The 16,186-nt window shown below is 42.3% G+C and carries 18 protein-coding genes; 6 read left to right on the forward strand and 12 right to left on the reverse strand.

What is annotated here, in order from left to right:
* Positions 1-218 precede the first annotated feature (218 nt).
* The 6 genes from fdhF (at position 219) to ACFSMW_RS02870 (ending at position 7,803) form a co-directional block, all read left to right on the forward strand.
* Complete coding sequence (fdhF, locus tag ACFSMW_RS02845) at positions 219-3,164, forward strand: formate dehydrogenase subunit alpha (RefSeq protein WP_390352842.1); 2,946 nt, start codon at positions 219-221, stop codon at positions 3,162-3,164.
* Positions 3,157-3,621 (forward strand): helical membrane plugin domain-containing protein, encoded by a 465-nt coding sequence (locus ACFSMW_RS02850; protein WP_390352843.1) that lies wholly within the window; start codon positions 3,157-3,159, stop codon positions 3,619-3,621. The genes fdhF and ACFSMW_RS02850 overlap by 8 nt, the downstream gene beginning before the upstream one ends.
* A gap of 184 nt (positions 3,622-3,805) precedes the next feature.
* Entirely contained in the window at positions 3,806-5,539 is a 1,734-nt protein-coding gene (locus ACFSMW_RS02855) for a carbon starvation CstA family protein (RefSeq protein WP_390352845.1), read from the forward strand.
* A gap of 70 nt (positions 5,540-5,609) precedes the next feature.
* On the forward strand, positions 5,610-5,861 hold the full coding sequence (locus tag ACFSMW_RS02860) for a cory-CC-star protein (protein ID WP_390352847.1): 252 nt from the start codon (positions 5,610-5,612) through the stop codon (positions 5,859-5,861).
* A gap of 21 nt (positions 5,862-5,882) precedes the next feature.
* Entirely contained in the window at positions 5,883-6,821 is a 939-nt protein-coding gene (locus ACFSMW_RS02865) for an ArsA family ATPase (RefSeq protein WP_390352848.1), read from the forward strand.
* A gap of 1 nt (position 6,822) precedes the next feature.
* Positions 6,823-7,803, forward strand: a complete 981-nt coding sequence (locus tag ACFSMW_RS02870) for a zinc-binding dehydrogenase (protein WP_390352850.1) — start codon at positions 6,823-6,825, stop codon at positions 7,801-7,803.
* 56 nt (positions 7,804-7,859) lie between these two features.
* Here ACFSMW_RS02870 and ACFSMW_RS02875 read toward each other — a convergent pair whose 3' ends face one another.
* The 12 genes from ACFSMW_RS02875 to ACFSMW_RS02930 form a co-directional block, all read right to left on the reverse strand.
* Complete coding sequence (locus ACFSMW_RS02875) at positions 7,860-8,018, reverse strand: hypothetical protein (RefSeq protein WP_390352851.1); 159 nt, start codon at positions 8,016-8,018, stop codon at positions 7,860-7,862.
* Position 8,019: 1 nt separating this feature from the next.
* Positions 8,020-9,288, reverse strand: a complete 1,269-nt coding sequence (locus ACFSMW_RS02880) for a Ger(x)C family spore germination protein (protein WP_390352852.1) — start codon at positions 9,286-9,288, stop codon at positions 8,020-8,022.
* The gene (locus ACFSMW_RS02885) at positions 9,272-10,369 is read right to left on the reverse strand and encodes a GerAB/ArcD/ProY family transporter (RefSeq protein ID WP_390352853.1); all 1,098 of its coding nucleotides are present in this window, start codon (positions 10,367-10,369) and stop codon (positions 9,272-9,274) included. Before ACFSMW_RS02885 ends, ACFSMW_RS02880 begins: the two co-directional genes overlap by 17 nt.
* Positions 10,366-11,880: a spore germination protein gene (locus tag ACFSMW_RS02890; RefSeq protein ID WP_390352855.1), complete on the reverse strand. Its 1,515-nt coding sequence runs from the start codon at positions 11,878-11,880 to the stop codon at positions 10,366-10,368. Before ACFSMW_RS02890 ends, ACFSMW_RS02885 begins: the two co-directional genes overlap by 4 nt.
* Positions 11,881-11,953: 73 nt before the next feature.
* A complete protein-coding gene (locus ACFSMW_RS02895) occupies positions 11,954-12,811 on the reverse strand; it encodes a DUF421 domain-containing protein (protein ID WP_390352857.1) in 858 nt (285 codons plus the stop codon).
* Between the two features lie 34 nt (positions 12,812-12,845).
* Positions 12,846-13,043, reverse strand: coding sequence for a DUF1657 domain-containing protein (locus ACFSMW_RS02900; RefSeq protein ID WP_390352859.1), 198 nt, complete (start codon positions 13,041-13,043; stop codon positions 12,846-12,848).
* A 21-nt stretch (positions 13,044-13,064) separates the two neighbouring features.
* Entirely contained in the window at positions 13,065-13,415 is a 351-nt protein-coding gene (spoVAE, locus tag ACFSMW_RS02905) for a stage V sporulation protein AE (RefSeq protein ID WP_390352861.1), read from the reverse strand.
* Positions 13,412-14,428, reverse strand: coding sequence for a stage V sporulation protein AD (spoVAD, locus tag ACFSMW_RS02910; protein ID WP_390352863.1), 1,017 nt, complete (start codon positions 14,426-14,428; stop codon positions 13,412-13,414). The genes spoVAE and spoVAD overlap by 4 nt, the downstream gene beginning before the upstream one ends.
* A complete protein-coding gene (gene spoVAC, locus ACFSMW_RS02915) occupies positions 14,428-14,907 on the reverse strand; it encodes a stage V sporulation protein AC (RefSeq protein ID WP_390352865.1) in 480 nt (159 codons plus the stop codon). Before spoVAC ends, spoVAD begins: the two co-directional genes overlap by 1 nt.
* Before the next feature lie 22 nt (positions 14,908-14,929).
* Entirely contained in the window at positions 14,930-15,394 is a 465-nt protein-coding gene (locus ACFSMW_RS02920; RefSeq protein ID WP_390352867.1) for a YhcN/YlaJ family sporulation lipoprotein, read from the reverse strand.
* 104 nt (positions 15,395-15,498) lie between these two features.
* The gene (locus ACFSMW_RS02925; protein ID WP_390352869.1) at positions 15,499-15,705 is read right to left on the reverse strand and encodes a DUF1657 domain-containing protein; all 207 of its coding nucleotides are present in this window, start codon (positions 15,703-15,705) and stop codon (positions 15,499-15,501) included.
* Positions 15,706-15,845: 140 nt separating this feature from the next.
* Entirely contained in the window at positions 15,846-16,031 is a 186-nt protein-coding gene (locus tag ACFSMW_RS02930) for a hypothetical protein (RefSeq protein ID WP_390352871.1), read from the reverse strand.
* Between the last annotated feature and the right edge of the window lie 155 nt (positions 16,032-16,186).

A 16,186-nucleotide genomic window follows, 5' to 3' on the forward strand; every position in this document is an offset into this window, starting at 1 on the left:
CATAATTTGAATTTTGCAGAATATTATATTATAATGCAGTCAGGTTAAATAAGTAAAAAGGGCGTGATCAGAATTGCACGCCCTTTTAATTGATTTCCCCATTGAAAGAATACTTTGCGGCTTGCGGCAAGCTAGGTTCTCTACACAAGTATGTTTAAAACGGGTTTGTTCGGGAAAAAGGAAATAAGTATTCAAAGAGCAAAAGGGGAGGAGATTATGTGCAAAACCATTTAATTGTGACAATTAATGGCGAACAGTATTTAGCTGAGCCAGGGCAAAATTTGCTGGATTTGATCAATACGACTGGCGAATTTGTACCACAAATATGCTACAATGAGTCACTTGGACCGATCCAAACGTGTGATACCTGTATGGTGGAGGTAAACGGAGAAATCACGCGTGCTTGTGGTACAACAATTGAAGAGCCAATAGAGGTCAAAACGGATTTGACTCATGTGGAGGCTGCTCAGAAAGAAGCGCTGGATCGTATATTGGAAAATCACGAGTTATATTGTACGGTATGCGACTATAATAACGGCAATTGCGAGATACATAACACCGTCGCGGAGTTCGGTTTAGAACACCAGTCTTATGATTTTAAAGCAAAACCTTATGAAATTGACAGCTCGGGTCCTTATTATCGATATGATCCAGATCAGTGCATACTTTGCGGGCGCTGTGTGGAAGTCTGCCAGGATGTAGAAGTAAACGAGACGCTGCTGATTGACTGGAATAGAGAAAGACCCCGTGTTATCTGGGATAATGATGTGCCAATTGATCAATCATCCTGTGTCGGATGTGGACAATGTGTCACTGTTTGTCCTTGTAATGCACTGATGGAGAAGGATATGCTACGCGAGACTGGTTATATGACAGATCATGAACCAGGGCTTTTGCGCTCGATGATTGAAGCTACCAAAACAGCTGAAACCGGCTATGAGCCTTTATATGCTATTTCCAACACGGAAGCTTCCATGCGGGAAGATAGAATCGAAAAGACAAAAACCGTTTGTACATATTGCGGTGTCGGCTGTTCGTTTGATGTATGGACCAAGGATCGTAAAATATTACGCATTTTGCCGCAAAAAGATTCTCCTGCCAATGGGATATCTACATGTGTCAAAGGCAAGTTCGGATGGGACTATGTGAATTCTGAAGAAAGGCTGACAAAACCACTCATCCGAAGAGGAGACCAATTTGAAGAAGTAGAATGGCCGGAAGCGCTTGAATACGTTGCTGAACGTTTCAATCGGATCAGGGCAGAGCATGGAGCTGATTCACTTGGCTTCATCTCCTCTTCCAAGGCGACAAATGAGGAATCTTATTTGATGCAAAAATTGGCTCGCCAGGTAATCGGAACGAATAACGTGGACAATTGTTCCCGTTATTGCCAGTCTCCCGCAACAAAAGGGTTGTTCAGGACAGTAGGACACGGCGGCGATTCAGGATCTATTGATGATATTGCTGCGGCTGATCTGGTGATCACTATTGGGTCCAATACTGCAGAATCGCACCCAGTGCTTGCTTCAAGAATCAAGCGTTCTCATAAACTTCATGGGCAAAAGCTATTCGTGTTCGATTTACGTAAGCATGAAATGGCAGAGCGCGCTGACAGATTCATCAGCCCTAAAAGCGGAACAGATCTTGTCTGGCTGTCAGCTGTTTCAAAATATATTATCGATATGGGTTGGGAAGATAAGCATTTCATTAATCAATGGGTGAATCAATTTGAGGACTATAAACAGAGTCTTGAAAAATTCACAATGGATTATGCAGAAGAGGTTACTGGAATTTCACAAGAAACACTGAAAGAAGTTGCTAAAGAAATCGCTGAAGTAGATAAACTCGCTATTTGCTGGGCAATGGGAGTCACACAGCATCAGTTAGGCAGTGATACAAGCACAGCGATATCGAATTTGCTGTTGCTGACAGGGAATTACATGCGCAAAGGCACTGGGGCTTATCCGTTGCGAGGCCATAATAATGTACAAGGATGCAGTGATTTCGGCAGTATGCCGAATTATTTCCCAGGCTATGAATTGGTGACAGATGCTGAAGTTAGAAAACGGTATGAAAAAGCTTGGGATTGTGAAATTCCGGCAGAGGCAGGTAAAGATAATCACGAGATGATGCATGCGATTCATGCGGGAACACTTAACAGTCTGTTCGTAATCGGTGAGGATACAGGAGTAGTTGACTCGAATATCAATTACGTCACAGCCGCCTTTGAGAAATTGGATTTCTTTGTAGTACAGGATCTGTTTTTCACAAAGACTGCGGAATATGCTGATGTCATCCTGCCAGCCTCACCAAGCTTGGAAAAGGAAGGTACATTCACGAATACGGAACGTCGCATCCAGCGGCTTTACCGTGCATTGGAACCAACAGGTGAGTCTAAACCCGACTGGGAAATCCTTCAGGCTATTGCCAACCAGATGGGATACGACTGGTCTTATAACCATCCATCGGAAATCATGGATGAAGCCGCTGGTTTGGCGCCATTGTTTGCGGGAGTCAGCTATGACTTGCTTGAAGGATACAATAGTCTGCAATGGCCTGTGGCGGAAGATGGGACAGATACGCCTTTACTTTATAAGGATGGTTTTCCTTTTGACGATAACAAGGCCAGGTTCTATTTGTTAGATTTTGAACTGCCTTATAAAACCGATGATGAATATGATTTGCATGTGAATAATGGCCGTTTATTGGAACATTTCCATGAAGGAAATATGACATACAAATCGAAGAAAATATCTAGTAAAACACCGAATTCCTTTATTGAAATTTCTCCTGAATTGGCAAAAGAAAGAGGTGTGCAGGAGGGCGGAGAAATAAAACTGACCTCTCATGCAGGATCGGTTACAGGTATAGCCCATGTTACCGATCGCGTATCTGGGAAAGAATTATATCTGCCGTTGAATGATAATGGAAAGACTGCTGTCAATTATTTGACCGATAACCGTGTAGATAAGGATACAAACACACCTGCTTATAAGGAAATCGCTGTAAAGATGGAAGTACTCAAGAAGAAGGGCAAGAGTCCGCTTCCGTCAAATAATCATCGCCGTGGAAACCCGCAGCCGCAAATCAGTGTGAAGGTAGAAGAAAAGTGGCAACGGGATGACTATATTTTTCCAGGAAGCAAGGTGAAACAACGTGGCTGAACCAATTACGAAAATTAAACGAATGGAAATTACAAAAGAAGCGGTACAAGAGCAAAATCTTCAGGAAATCAATGAAGCGGTGGCTGATAATAAAGAGGCGATATTGGAAGGTATCGAGCTGCTGGCCAGCCTCCATGAAAAGGGATTTCTGGAAATGGGCAGTGCGCTTGTTCGACATAAAGAAGATGCATTGGCAAATGTGATGGAGATATTTGATAAACCGAAGTATTCCGCCATCCTGGGGAATTTAAGCAAGCTCCTGTTGCTTTTAGGTGAAGTCAAGGTAGATGAGATGGCTTACTTGCTAAACAAACTGAATAGCGGTATGCAAGAAGCCGCAGCTGCTGATGAATCTGTCAAAACAGGCTACTTGGATTTGGTCAGGGCTGTCAACAACCCGGATATCAATCGAAGTCTGACAATGCTTCTGGCATTCTTAAAGGGCATGGGCAGATGATCAAATCAATCGGGAGAGCTGTTTCCAAGAGAAACAGCTCTCTTTTTGTGTCGTGTGGGGAGAGACGATATCACCTGCATGAGAAAATGAAACTGGTTATGAAGACCGATAGGCTTGCATACCTATCAATTATAAGCGTCCAACTATGGGAGAATCTTTCATTTCATCGAGGGAGGTTAAAAAATTGAATGCAATACTGATTGCTTTTTTAGGTATGTTTGTCTTGGCTTTAGGTTACCGCTTTTATTCAAAATTTGTTGCTGAGAAAATCTTTCGCTTGGATTCCAATTACATCACTCCCGCACACCGCTACAAAGATGATGTCGACTTTGTTCCTACGAATAAATTCGTTCTATGGGGCCATCATTTTACATCTGTGGCTGGCGCGGCACCAATTCTTGGACCTGCCATTGCGGTCTATTGGGGGTGGCTGCCAGCGTTGCTTTGGGTCGTTTTAGGGACTGTTTTCGCTGCTGGTGTACATGACTTTGGTACGCTGGTTCTTTCAGTTAGACATAAGGGCCATTCAGTGGGGACAATAGCTGATAAATTAATAGGGCAACGAGCGAAAATCTTATTTTTGTTTATCATTTTGATTCTTGTACTAATGGTTAACGCTGTCTTCGCCTGGGTGATTGCCAATCTATTCATCTCTTTTCCTTCCAGTGTGTTCCCTGTCTTTATCCAGATCCCTCTGGCGGTATGGATTGGCGTTACGGTGTATAAGAAACAGAAGAAAATGCTTGGGCCTTCATTGATCGGATTGATTGTCATGTATGGCGCAGCAATTCTTGCAAGTAAAGTAGGTTTTTTACAAATTGATTTGGTGCAATATATGGGTGGTGAAGGTGGTACTGGATTATTCGGATTAGGAACAGTTTCCACAGCGTTCTTTATTTGGATTGTCATTTTGATGATCTATGTGTATATTGCATCTACACTGCCCGTCTGGAAATTACTGCAGCCCCGTGATTTTATCAATTCGCACCAGCTTGTTGTCGGCTTGGCTATCTTATATTTGGGCTTATTGTTTACGAACCCTGAAATCACTGCGCCGGCAACAAACCCTGGGGCTGGCACATCGTGGTTCCCGCTATTATTCATTACTATTGCTTGTGGGACAATCTCAGGTTTTCATGGACTGGTGTCTTCCGGTACGTCTGCTAAACAATTGAACAATGAGAGGGATGCGCGGTTCGTTGGGTATTTGGGAGCAGTAGGAGAAGGAATACTTGCCCTGATTGCTACACTGGCAGTTATTACTTTTTTTGCATCAAAAAGTGAATTCCTCTCGAATTACACAAGTTTTACAGAAGCGAATGGAATTGGCTTGAACGTCTTCGTCCAAGGCGCAAGCAAATTGGCATCAGGGCTGATGATTCCTGCAGACATCGCAACCACCATCGTGTCAATTATCGTGGTAAGTTTTGCTGCAACTACGTTAGATACTTCTGTTCGGCTCATGCGCTATATCATCGCTGAATTGGGCATGGAATATAGAATGCCTGTGTTGGCACGCCCGCATGTGGCTACCTCAGTAGCGGTTGTATCGAGTGCAGCACTAGTTCTGCTGCCGCACGGACCGAAAGGATTCGGTTCAGGAGGCTATCTGCTATGGCCATTATTCGGTACTTCCAACCAATTATTAGCCGGAATCAGTTTGTTATTAATCAGCGTCTGGCTGAGGCGGCTTGGCAGAAATTATGCAGTGACATTAATTCCGATGATTTTTGTTATGTTTATGACATTGTACGCCATGTTTCAGCAGGTAGTCTTTGAATGGTCTTGGTTTGGTACCGGCTCGAATATGCTGCTGTTCATCTTTGGCGCAATTATTTTCGTTTTTGCCGTTTGGATTACACTGACAGCATTCTTTGTATTGACGAAAGAGAAAAATCAGCCGATTGACTCGAAATAATGGGAAGCGATGACTAATTTGAGAAGGGGTCCATTCCAGATCCCTTTTCAATTGCGGGGGAGGAAATTGCATGAAACTTAAAAAATTGCTCGATTGGTACGAAGAAGTGTTAAGTATGCCACACCGTCAGGAGATTGCCCGTGAATTGCGGGCAGAAGATGATTTGTTCTTATTGCTTCTCTATTCCGAGATGCTCGGCATTCCAAATCCCGTTTACTTTTATACATTGGAGCTATATCCATATATGATTGGAAAATTCCACGACTGGCATTTGCGTATGGGGATGGACAAATCTCCACTTTCGGGCATGCGTTGCTGCTAGATGTAAAAAGGGGGGAGGACCATGGAAGAAATTTATAAGAAGCTGCTGTTCGTTGGCGGCAAGGGCGGAGTGGGCAAGTCAACTACCGCAGCGGGAATCGCATTCAACGCTGCAAACCAAGGCCTGCAGACATTATTGGTCTCTACTGATCCAGCACATAATCTGGGAGACATTCTTCATGAAAAGATTTCTTCACGTATCACACGTGTAAGCAAGTATCTGTCTGCGATTGAAATTGATGCTGAAAAAGAAACAGATACATACATTGCGAGCATTCGGGAAAATATGGCAAATGTTGTACAAGTCAGCATGCTTGAAGAAGTGAACAGACAATTGGATATCGCAAAAGCGTCTCCGGGAGCTGATGAAGCAGCTTTATTTGATAAAATTATTTCGATCATTCTGGAAGAGGGGCGGCGTTTTGATACAATCATCTTTGATACTGCACCTACAGGGCATACCATCAGACTGTTGTCGCTTCCAGAATTAATGGGTGTCTGGATAGATGGACTACTTGAGAAAAGGGAGAAAACGAACAGAAATTACTCGCAGTTGCTTTATGATGGAAAGGAAGTGGATGATCCGATTTATGAAACTTTGAAAAATAGACAGTATCGTTTTCGAAAGGTTCGGGAAATAATGCTTGACCCCGCTCAGACCGGATTTGTTTTTGTGCTTAATCCGGAACGTCTGGCAATTTTAGAAACAGAAAAGGCAATCAAAATACTTGATAAATATCAGTTACGTGTGAAATCATTAGTGATAAATAAGGTATTGCCTGCATTTGCAGACGGAAAGTTCCTGGCTGAGCGTCGTTCTTCTGAAAAGCTTTATATCAAGCAAATTGAAAACCTATTTTACAAACAAAACCTGTATTATGTACCATTATTTTCTGAAGATATCTCCACTATGAGATCACTGGAAAAGTACAGTGCATATTTGGTTAAAGGAGCGAAGTGATATGAAGGCATTTGTTTTTGAACATGGTCATTACAAAATGAAAGAGATGACAAATCCAACAGCTGGTCATGGGGAAGTTATCGTATCCCTGAAGTGTGCAGGGCTGAATCATAGGGATTTATTTATAGGGAAAAGATTGGGCAATGATAAGGATGCGCTCATACTAGGTTCTGATGGTGCTGGTGTGATCACAGCGGTTGGAGATGACGTGAAAAATGTCAGCGTGGGTGATGAGGTCATTATCAATCCATCACTAGGCTGGCCCGATAATTCTGTTGTGCCGCCAGCTGGTTTCGACATCCTTGGTATGCCGGACAATGGAACTTTCGCTGAAAAAATAGTCATAGCGGCCTCCCAAGTTGAAAAAAAACCGGCGTATCTCACATGGCAAGAAGCGGGAGTTTTAGCTCTATCCGGCATGACGGGATATAGGGCTATGTTTACAAAAGGGGAATTGAAAAAGGGACAGACTGTTTTTATACCTGGAGCAGGCAGCGGCGTGGCCACATACTTAATTTCTTTTGCTGCAAGTATTGGTGCAAAAGTGATTGTTACATCTCGTAGTGAACAAAAGCAGCAGCTTGCCAAACAACTCGGTGCCCACATCGTACTTGACTCTGATAGTGATTGGTCCGAAGCTTTGAAGAATGAAACAATTGACTTGGTGATCGACAGCGTGGGTCAAGCAACTTTCAACAAGTCTTTCGCGTTGTTGAAGCCTGGAGGCAGATTCGTTGTGTTCGGCTCCTCAACAGATGATACAGTGGAGTTGAACCTCCGTCAATTCTTTTATGCTCAGCAGCGGTTGATCGGAAGTACGATGGCTTCAAGGGAGGAACTCCTTGACATGCTCTCCTTCATGGACAAGCATCAGATCCATCCGGTGGTGGATACGGATTTTGAATTAACAGATGCTAAGAAGGCAATGGAGCATTTGGAAGGTGGAAAACAGTTTGGGAAGGTAGCCTTGTGTATATCCTAACGAATGATAATAGAGACATTCCAAATCATCATATGGAATGTCTTTTCCATTTATCGTTAAGATAACGTGATGAAAAAAGGGGAAATGAAAATGGCAATCGCACATATCAGCATCGCAATTGCGCCCGGTTTGCTTTTTTCTTTCCACAAAGCGTAAGCAAAGAGGACCGTGTAAATAAATGATGCAATTGTGATAAACCACAATAGCAGGCGCATACTATTCCCTCCCTTCCTTAAAATGGATAGACTTATCCTGCCTGCCGAATTTTTGAATAGATAGTTCCACTTTCACATTTACCTTCATATGTGGGTATTGTTTCATCCAGTCGAACCTCTCGTATTCTGGGTTAGTCAGGAATTCCCTGCGGGCTTTCAACGACCATCCGAAAGGTTCCACACCATAAACTCTCTGTGTTTTTTGAATTAATTTTTTTGCTCTAGTCTCGATATCCTTTTCTAATGCATGCTTTAAGATGTGTTGTTTTTCCAAACTTGCTGCATATTGCTGCAGACTGTGCACGGAAACAACATCAGCGATGAGGGGGATGGTAACATCGATTTCAGGCTGTTTTTTTTCCAAGTTCATCTGTATGCTGTTAGATTCATTTTTCCTTAAACGTACACCGACTTTGTAGTGTCCATTCAAAGGGTCTGGAAAAGTGGTCAATACATCACTTGCTTTTGCGATGTTACTCAGTTCTATCGCTATCCTGGTCTCCTCTGCGGTAAGCTTGCCTATCATCCTGCCTCTTTTGAAAATCGCTGATCCGGCAAAAACAGCGGCGTTGGTTTCCCCTCTGTAACGGAATTGATCCGCAGTGAAATAGCCCTCTTCTTGATGTTTATTTTCCTTCTGGCCACTCCTGATGGTTGTGCTGTAAATAGCTAAAAATGCATCAGCATCCGCTTCCGTAATACGAAAATAATGATTCAATAGTGAATTCGGGATAGTAGCAGTTTCAGTACCACGCTTTAACATAAACTCAAAATACTTGTGTGGGCGACTCTCCAATCTTGGACGATTATTTTCAAAAAAATCAATGACGGGTTCATGAGAGACTACTAGGCGAATATCTCTCCTTATATCCGGATCTCTGGAGCCATCGTACATCCACCTGATAAACCGTTTATCTTTGGCAAATGTTTCCGACACAATCATCGTTCGAAGCAGACTGTAGGATATTTTTTTGGCGATGACCGTATTGGCAAGATTTCTAGCTGTAGAGACATCATTTGCTTCGAAGGAAATGAGTTCTACAGGTGGTTCATCAGTACTTGCACCTTCTTGTTGGCTTCCGTATTCAGGATTGGCAATCAGGAAGCTTATTTGAACGGCATCTTTCTTTTTGGCTTTATCTATACCAATAGCGATTACATATGCATTGTTTTCCAATTCGCTTCTGTCCCCACAGCCTGTGAGCATTGCCGCGAATATGACCAAAACAAGCAAACACAGATATTTATTCCGTTCAGTCTGAAGAAACACGTTTCTCACCCCGCCATTTAGCAATCACAAAAAGTAATACAGGATAAAGGAAGAATACAGGTGTTGCTGCAAGCAGCTCCAACTCCCTTAGCTGATTCAATATATCGGGTGTAATGGGCAGGATCATTCCGCAAAGAAGGGTCAAAGCTGCAAGAACAGGTATGATGTATTCAAAGTTTTTTATTCCCAAAATATTACCGAGAAGTATTGCACTCAAATATAAGTAAGCTGCAAAACGAATAAAAGCTCCAACCAGCCAAAAAGGAAATATTAATATTTCTACATTTGTCAGAAAGCCAAATTCGACATAAAAAATACTTTCGTGAAATGGATAGCTCATCATTTTTACAGAATGATAGTCGAATAACAGCACATAAGAAGCAAGTGCGATAGCAGCTTCCACCAGTATGATTCCGAACGAAATCCATGTGCCTTTTTTTAGGTCTTTCATATTCTTCACTGCAGGCGCGATAAGCAGAATAAACGTAAAATCAGCAAAAACACTCCCTTTAGTCACGCTATTCTTAATCACCGTCCACTCGCTAGGACCGAAGAATGGAAACAAAAAATCAAAATTCCCCTGCAACATACATAGTGCCAGTGCTAAAACAAAAAACGTTTCCACATAAGGAAAGAGTGCCCAGGAGACTGAGCCGATTTGTTCGATCCCTTTTTTTCCAATGTACGCACAGACCCCGATTAATACAGTCAGTACCAAGAAGGTCGAAGAATTCGGGAAATATGTCGATGTAATGATCTCACTGTATACGGAGGAGTCCAGCACAATGGCACTGAATAATATTGCCCATAAAAAGAATAAGACAATTTTGCCAATAAAGTTACCCAATAATCGACAAGTAATTTCCGCCAGGTTCATTCCTTTATACAAAGTGAGGACCTTGATGAATAAAGCTATTGGGAGGATAGCGGCCAGACCGTTAATGAGTGGCGACATCCATGCTGCATTGTCCAATTGCTTAAAAAAAAGCGATGGCGTATCGTCAGCTATTTTTGCTCCAATCATGAACACGACAATGGCAATATATTCCTTCATGCCAATCTTGCCATTGGATTGTTTCATTCCTGTTCACCCTTCTTTTTTTGCGCATCTTTCAGCTTTAAAAACCCCGCCCGGATTAACTGATGAGGCAGCAGCCCCCTAAAGATGGTCTGACTGTATGGTTGGTAACTTGGTGTAAGAGGTGCCAAGTAGGAGATGCCAAATGATTTGATAGAAACCAAATAAGCTACTGCCATTGTAAATATAGCGGTTAAACCGTATATGCCATATAAAAAAGCAGAGATCATCAGGAAATAACGGCTGATTCGTACTGCGAAATTCAGACTGATGTCACCGATGACAAACGAGCTAAGCCCACCAAGAGCTACAACAATAACGATAATTGGGCTGACAACGTTAGCCTGTACAGCGGCCTGTCCTAAGATTAACGCTCCCACAATACCGATGGTTGGCCCAATTGGTGCCGGAACGCGAATCCCGGCTTCCCTAATCAGTTCGAACGCCAGCTCCATCACCAGCACTTCGATAATGATCGGGAAAGGGACTCTTTCCCTCGTAGCAGCGATGGCCAACAATAAATCCGGGGGAATCATTTCCGAGTGAAAATTGGTCAATGCAATATAAATGGCCGATGTAAACAAAGTGACAAACAGGGAGATAATTCGCAGCACTCTCGTGAAATTTCCATAAAAAAAGCGTAGATACTGATCTTCGGGACCGTGAAAAAAAGACCAGAAAGTGGCTGGGGCGATTAAACAGTCGGGAGAGTTATCCATTAAGATAGCAATGTAACCACTTTGGATGAATGCAGCAGCCCGGTCAGGCCGTTCGGTATATAGCACGGTTGGAAGGATTGAGAACGGTCTGTCCTCAATATATTGTTCAAGTAAAGATAAGTTTTGCACCATATTGACATCCAGATCATTTACTCTCTTTTTCACTTTCGTTAGCAGATCCTCATCAACAACTCCTTTGATATATGCTATGAAAATGGTGTTTTCTGAGCGTTTGGAAATCTTGCTCTTTTCAAAGACCAGTTTTTCGTCCCTGATTTTCTTTCGCACCATGGAAATATTTGTGCTGACCAGCTCATTGAAAGCCTCTTTTGGTCCTTTAACCACTTTTTCCGTTTCAGGTTTGTCGATGCTTCTGCCGGCAAAATTTGCCGTTTCTGCCAGAAAGGCTTCCGTGTGGGTGTCAGTAATAATTGCTGTAAGACCTTGATTTATGCCGTCCGCAATATCGTTAACAAAGGTTTTGACCTGAAGTGAAGATACGTTCAATAATTCTTCCTGTTTTTCGATATCTTTTTCTTCTTGTAAAGGTTTGATAATATCTTTGTCAATCAAATCTGTATTGCTAATCGTTTTGATAAATATAATTGCAGCTTTTTTTTGTATCGAAGGGAGGTGGATGGTGCGCAGCACAACATCCGCGTTTTCCGGGATCGAGTACAATTGCTTGAAGGTCTGAATATTTTCGTCAATGTGGGGACTCAGCTTTTTTTTCATTCGTTCCCTATCCCTTTTTTGAGTGGTTTTATCATATTTTCTACGCAAATATTGTTTCAATTAAACCCCTCCGCAGCAAGATACTTTATTTTTAAGGTGCTACATTTTTCCTTATTTATGTAAAGCAAACAACTCACTTCAGATAATCCTCAGTGAGTTGAATCACTTTTTGCATTTGTTCACTTTGCTTCGTATAGAGGTTTTTGGAAGTGTTGTTATCTGTAGCTAGCGCGAAAAGTTCCAAGTCAGCTTGCACTTTTTTCATTGAGGCCATAAGAAGTTGTTTTTGTGCTGGGGCAGGGACAGTCAGTTTGTCATCGAATAAGTCGACGGTGAGCTGTCCATCGCTGTCTACCTGGCCGAGAAAAATATTCTCTATGCTGACTTGCAGCTTTTCCAGTTCCGTTTCCAGCCAATTTATGTTTAGTGAGGCATTGGCAAGACCCTCATGGATCACTTTACCGTCCATCACGACTATCTGCGGTTCTTTTTTTGGCGCTAGTTTAATGTCCAGATCCTTGGCAGTTAATGGCTGTTTTTCAGTTTTAGGTAAAACATTGATTATACCGGTGGGTTCCAGTACAGCGAATTCAACATCGGCTGCCCGGAAAATGTTTCTATTGCGCAGATTTTCCATAAGATCATCAGCAGTATATCTTTCCTTTTTCAAATTTTCTTCCATAATCTTTCCATTTTGGATGATGACGGTACTTTTTCCCTGCGTGAAATCTCTCACTTTCTTACTTTTCAAACCAAGATATTCTAAGCCGAATGGAATGAGGAACCAGACAAGCATGGCAAGTAAACCGTAAATCAATGGAAATTGCAATGTACTTGCGTGGATCGCTACTATACCCCCAAGCACGATACCGGTGATATATTCAAATATATTCAGCTGTGAGAGTTGTTTTTTTCCCAACCATTTGGTTAAAAAAAATAAAACGACAATGAGGATAGTTGAATTCATGATGATACGGACCCAGTCAGGCATGATTAAAATTCCTTTCTATTTTCCGATATCCTTTTTAATATTGTGGTTCTTCATTGGAAATTTTTATCACTTGTTTAGAAAAATCATTTTTCATCTGTTTCACGATTTCATGCGCATCGTGAAAAGCTTGTTTAGACGATTGGTTGACGGTTTGTCCTGCCAACATTTCCAAAGAAGCTTCAATGCTCTTCATGCTGGCAAGACAAGCTTTTAAATCGGAACCGACTGTCATGGTGAAAAATCTCCTTTCAAATTACCCTTTGGGTTTGAAAAGTAAGGCACCAACAAAACCAAAAACAATTGCTGCAGAAATACCTGAACTGGTTACTTCGAACATCCCCGTCACAACACCTATTAGTCCGTGTGCTTGGGCTTCAGCCATCGCACCCTGGACAAGCGCATTTCCAAAACTGGTAATAGGAACAGTAGCCCCGGCTCCTGCAAAATTGACGAGTGGCTGATACCACCCGAAACCAGAGATGATAGCTCCTGCAACCACCATTCCTGATAAAGTATGGGCTGGAGTCAGTTTGAAAACGTCGAACATGATTTGCCCGATTACGCAGATTAATCCGCCAATCAGGAAAGCCCAGAAAAATATCATACATCATCACTTCCAGACTCGATGGACACAGCATGGGCGATGCATGGAATAGATGCCTTTTGTTTGATGGACAGCGGAGAGTGTAAAGCACCGGTTGCAACAGATAATATTCTTTTCACTTTCTTCTCTTTCATCAGTTTAAGATAATGGCCATAAACACCGACTGAGGAACATGCTGCACCGCTGCCTCCTGATAATACTGGCTGATCTTCGCGATAGATGGTCAGACCGCAATCGACATATTGTTCTTTTTTTACGTGGATGCCGTTTTCTTGCAGCAAATCAAAAGAAACCTTATTGCCGATTTTTCCAAGATCCCCTGTAATGATCAAATCGTAGTACGATGGATCGATATTTCTTTCTTTTAAATGTGCGATAATCGTATCAACAGCTGCTGGAGCCATTGCCCCGCCCATGTTGAAAGCATCGGTAATGCCCATGTCGACTATTTTACCTATAGTGGCAGAGGTCACAGCCGGCCCATTCCCATGCTGCGCCAGCAAACTGCAGCCTGCTCCTGTCACTGTCCATTGTGCAGTCGGAGGTTTTTGGCCGCCATATTCGGTAGGATAGCGAAATTGCCGTTCGGCCGCTGCGTTATGGCTGGATGTGCCGCTCAAAATATAATCAGCTCCGCCGTTATTGACAATGCATGCGGATAAGGCTAAAGCCTCCATTGAGGTGGCACAGGCATTGAACAACCCGAAATATGGTACGCCAACAGATTTGGCAGCAAAAGTGGTAGGTGTGATCTGGTTCGTCAAATCCCCGCCGATGAAAAAATTGACTTGTTCTTTTTGAATTGAACTATTTTTAATAGCATGCTGGCATGCTTCTTCCATCATCGTTTGTTGTGCTTTTTCGAAAGAATCTTGCTGTAACCACATATCGTCATGAAGGATATCGAAACTCTCCGGTACATTGCCATTCGCCTCAAATGGACCACCGACTGTACCAGTTGAAATGATTACCGGTTTATTTTCGAATATCCAAGTGCGGTGTCCTTGCAGCATCACAGGCCACCCCACTGAATTAAAATTGTTTTGATCAAGGCGATGATAAAAGCACTGAACACGCCAAATACAATGACTGGCCCAGCGAGCTTGAACATGCTGCTGCCAACTCCCAGTACGAGGCCCTCTGGTCTGTCTTCTATCGCAGAAGAGATGACTGCGTTGCCAAATCCTGTTACAGGAACTGCTGTACCTGCCCCTGCAAATTGGGCAAGCCGGTCGTAAACACCGAAACCAGTCACCAGCATTGTAATGAAAATGAGCGTTGCTGTTGTCGGATTTCCTGCAGTTTTTTCGGTGAAATCGAAAAAATAAATATAAAATGTTGAAATTGCCTGGCCGATGCAACAAATCAGGCCGCCAATCAAAAAAGCCTTACAGCAGTTTTTCACTACGGGTCTTTTAGTTTCTCTTTGTTTCTGGAAAGCTTGATATTTTTGTGCTTCTGGAGGCAGGTTTTTTTTCTTTTTATCAGCCATGACCAAATCCCTCATTTCTGTCTTAGGTTTCTTCTTTAGAAAGTTTGATGATGTGTTTGAGTTTTTTGCTCAGTGTTTTTTGTGAAAGTTGTTGATTATCCATTTCTTTTTGAAGCTGCTCCAGCTCCAGTTGAATTTTTTTGTCTGTTGACAAAGTGACGTGATGGTTCTGGAATTCTTTTTTCATCTGCTTGTCCAGTCTCTTTTTTGTTTTTTCCAGTTTAAAGCGCTGCAGATGGGGTACAGATACAGCAATTACGAGATGCTTATCATCATTTATCGCTTGAACACTGGTGATTCTCTCATCTTCGCCTAGCAAGTTCTTTGCTTTGGCTGATATGCCTTGGTCAACAGGGGCTTTTTTTACTGATGTATTGGTTATTCCTTGATTATGTTCAGTTGTTTTATGATAATCGGGATCTTTCTGGCAACCTACGATTAAAAAGGAAAAAATAAATAGTATTAGCGTCAATCGAAGATAATTCATGCTACTCACCCGTTTTTCCTTGTATGGAAATTTGTTTTAAAATTAATTTGTGAAATACGCTGTATTTGATCTAAGGGAAAGGGGGGATACTGTCCCCCTTCAGGTTAAAATCCTTTATACTGCGGTTCTTCCTGTTCGATTTGCTGAATGCGCGGTTCTATTGTCTGCAGTATGCTTTGCGTTTGCTGGGCTGCATTTTCATAAAGCTTTTTCGCTTGTTTATTTTCGGTTTGCAAAGCGAACTGTTCCAGGCTGGCCTGGGCGCTTTTCAGACCTGCCAGGGTTTGTTTCAATTGGCTGCCTACTGTCATGTTATTTCCTCCTTTAACCTTTCATTGTTATGTTTTATTGCTGAACACTTATTTATACTTGCTATTTTTTTCCTTGGCAGTAAATAATGTGTAAAAATTTTGGGGGCAGGATGCGTAATGAAGTCTATTATTTCCTGGATTTAGAGCTTTTCCGGGTCTTTTCTTCCATCCGTAATACTGTGCGAAATGTAATCCTGTCTGAGTATTTCTTTTTGTTCTTCTGTCAGACGGGAATCGCTGTCGGCGCCAGCTCTGGTACTGCTTTTAAAGTGGACCAGCAATAGCAAAAACAATACAAAAAATAGCAGTAAGAATAAATAGGCCATTTGTTTCACCCCAGTTTATGCCTTTTTGGTCAGTATGTCCGGAAACATAGGAATTATTTATTTGAAGGAACGTCAAGTTTTGCATGGGCAGGCATCATCCGCAGCTACAGGCAGCAATACGCTTAAAAGTCTATATAAGCCATAGAATTGTCGGA

Origin of the sequence: Tigheibacillus halophilus (assembly GCF_042683165.1) — a bacterium.
Lineage (GTDB): Bacteria > Bacillota > Bacilli > Bacillales > Amphibacillaceae > Tigheibacillus > Tigheibacillus halophilus.

Bases quoted from the DNA above. Each gene is read 5' to 3' on its own strand.
- ACFSMW_RS02865 (WP_390352848.1), top strand. From the start codon at position 5,883: ATGGAAGAAATTTATAAGAAGCTGCTGTTCGTTGGCGGCAAGGGCGGA.
- ACFSMW_RS02920 (WP_390352867.1), bottom strand. From the start codon at position 15,394: ATGAATTATCTTCGATTGACGCTAATACTATTTATTTTTTCCTTTTTA.
- ACFSMW_RS02925 (WP_390352869.1), bottom strand. From the start codon at position 15,705: ATGACAGTAGGCAGCCAATTGAAACAAACCCTGGCAGGTCTGAAAAGC.
- spoVAE (WP_390352861.1), bottom strand. From the start codon at position 13,415: ATGATATTTTTCTGGGCTTTCCTGATTGGCGGATTAATCTGCGTAATC.
- ACFSMW_RS02875 (WP_390352851.1), bottom strand. From the start codon at position 8,018: ATGCGCCTGCTATTGTGGTTTATCACAATTGCATCATTTATTTACACG.
- ACFSMW_RS02885 (WP_390352853.1), bottom strand. From the start codon at position 10,369: ATGAAACAATCCAATGGCAAGATTGGCATGAAGGAATATATTGCCATT.
- spoVAC (WP_390352865.1), bottom strand. From the start codon at position 14,907: ATGGCTGATAAAAAGAAAAAAAACCTGCCTCCAGAAGCACAAAAATAT.
- ACFSMW_RS02860 (WP_390352847.1), top strand. From the start codon at position 5,610: ATGAAACTTAAAAAATTGCTCGATTGGTACGAAGAAGTGTTAAGTATG.
- ACFSMW_RS02870 (WP_390352850.1), top strand. From the start codon at position 6,823: ATGAAGGCATTTGTTTTTGAACATGGTCATTACAAAATGAAAGAGATG.
- spoVAD (WP_390352863.1), bottom strand. From the start codon at position 14,428: ATGCTGCAAGGACACCGCACTTGGATATTCGAAAATAAACCGGTAATC.
- ACFSMW_RS02930 (WP_390352871.1), bottom strand. From the start codon at position 16,031: ATGGCCTATTTATTCTTACTGCTATTTTTTGTATTGTTTTTGCTATTG.
- ACFSMW_RS02895 (WP_390352857.1), bottom strand. From the start codon at position 12,811: ATGCCTGACTGGGTCCGTATCATCATGAATTCAACTATCCTCATTGTC.
- ACFSMW_RS02900 (WP_390352859.1), bottom strand. From the start codon at position 13,043: ATGACAGTCGGTTCCGATTTAAAAGCTTGTCTTGCCAGCATGAAGAGC.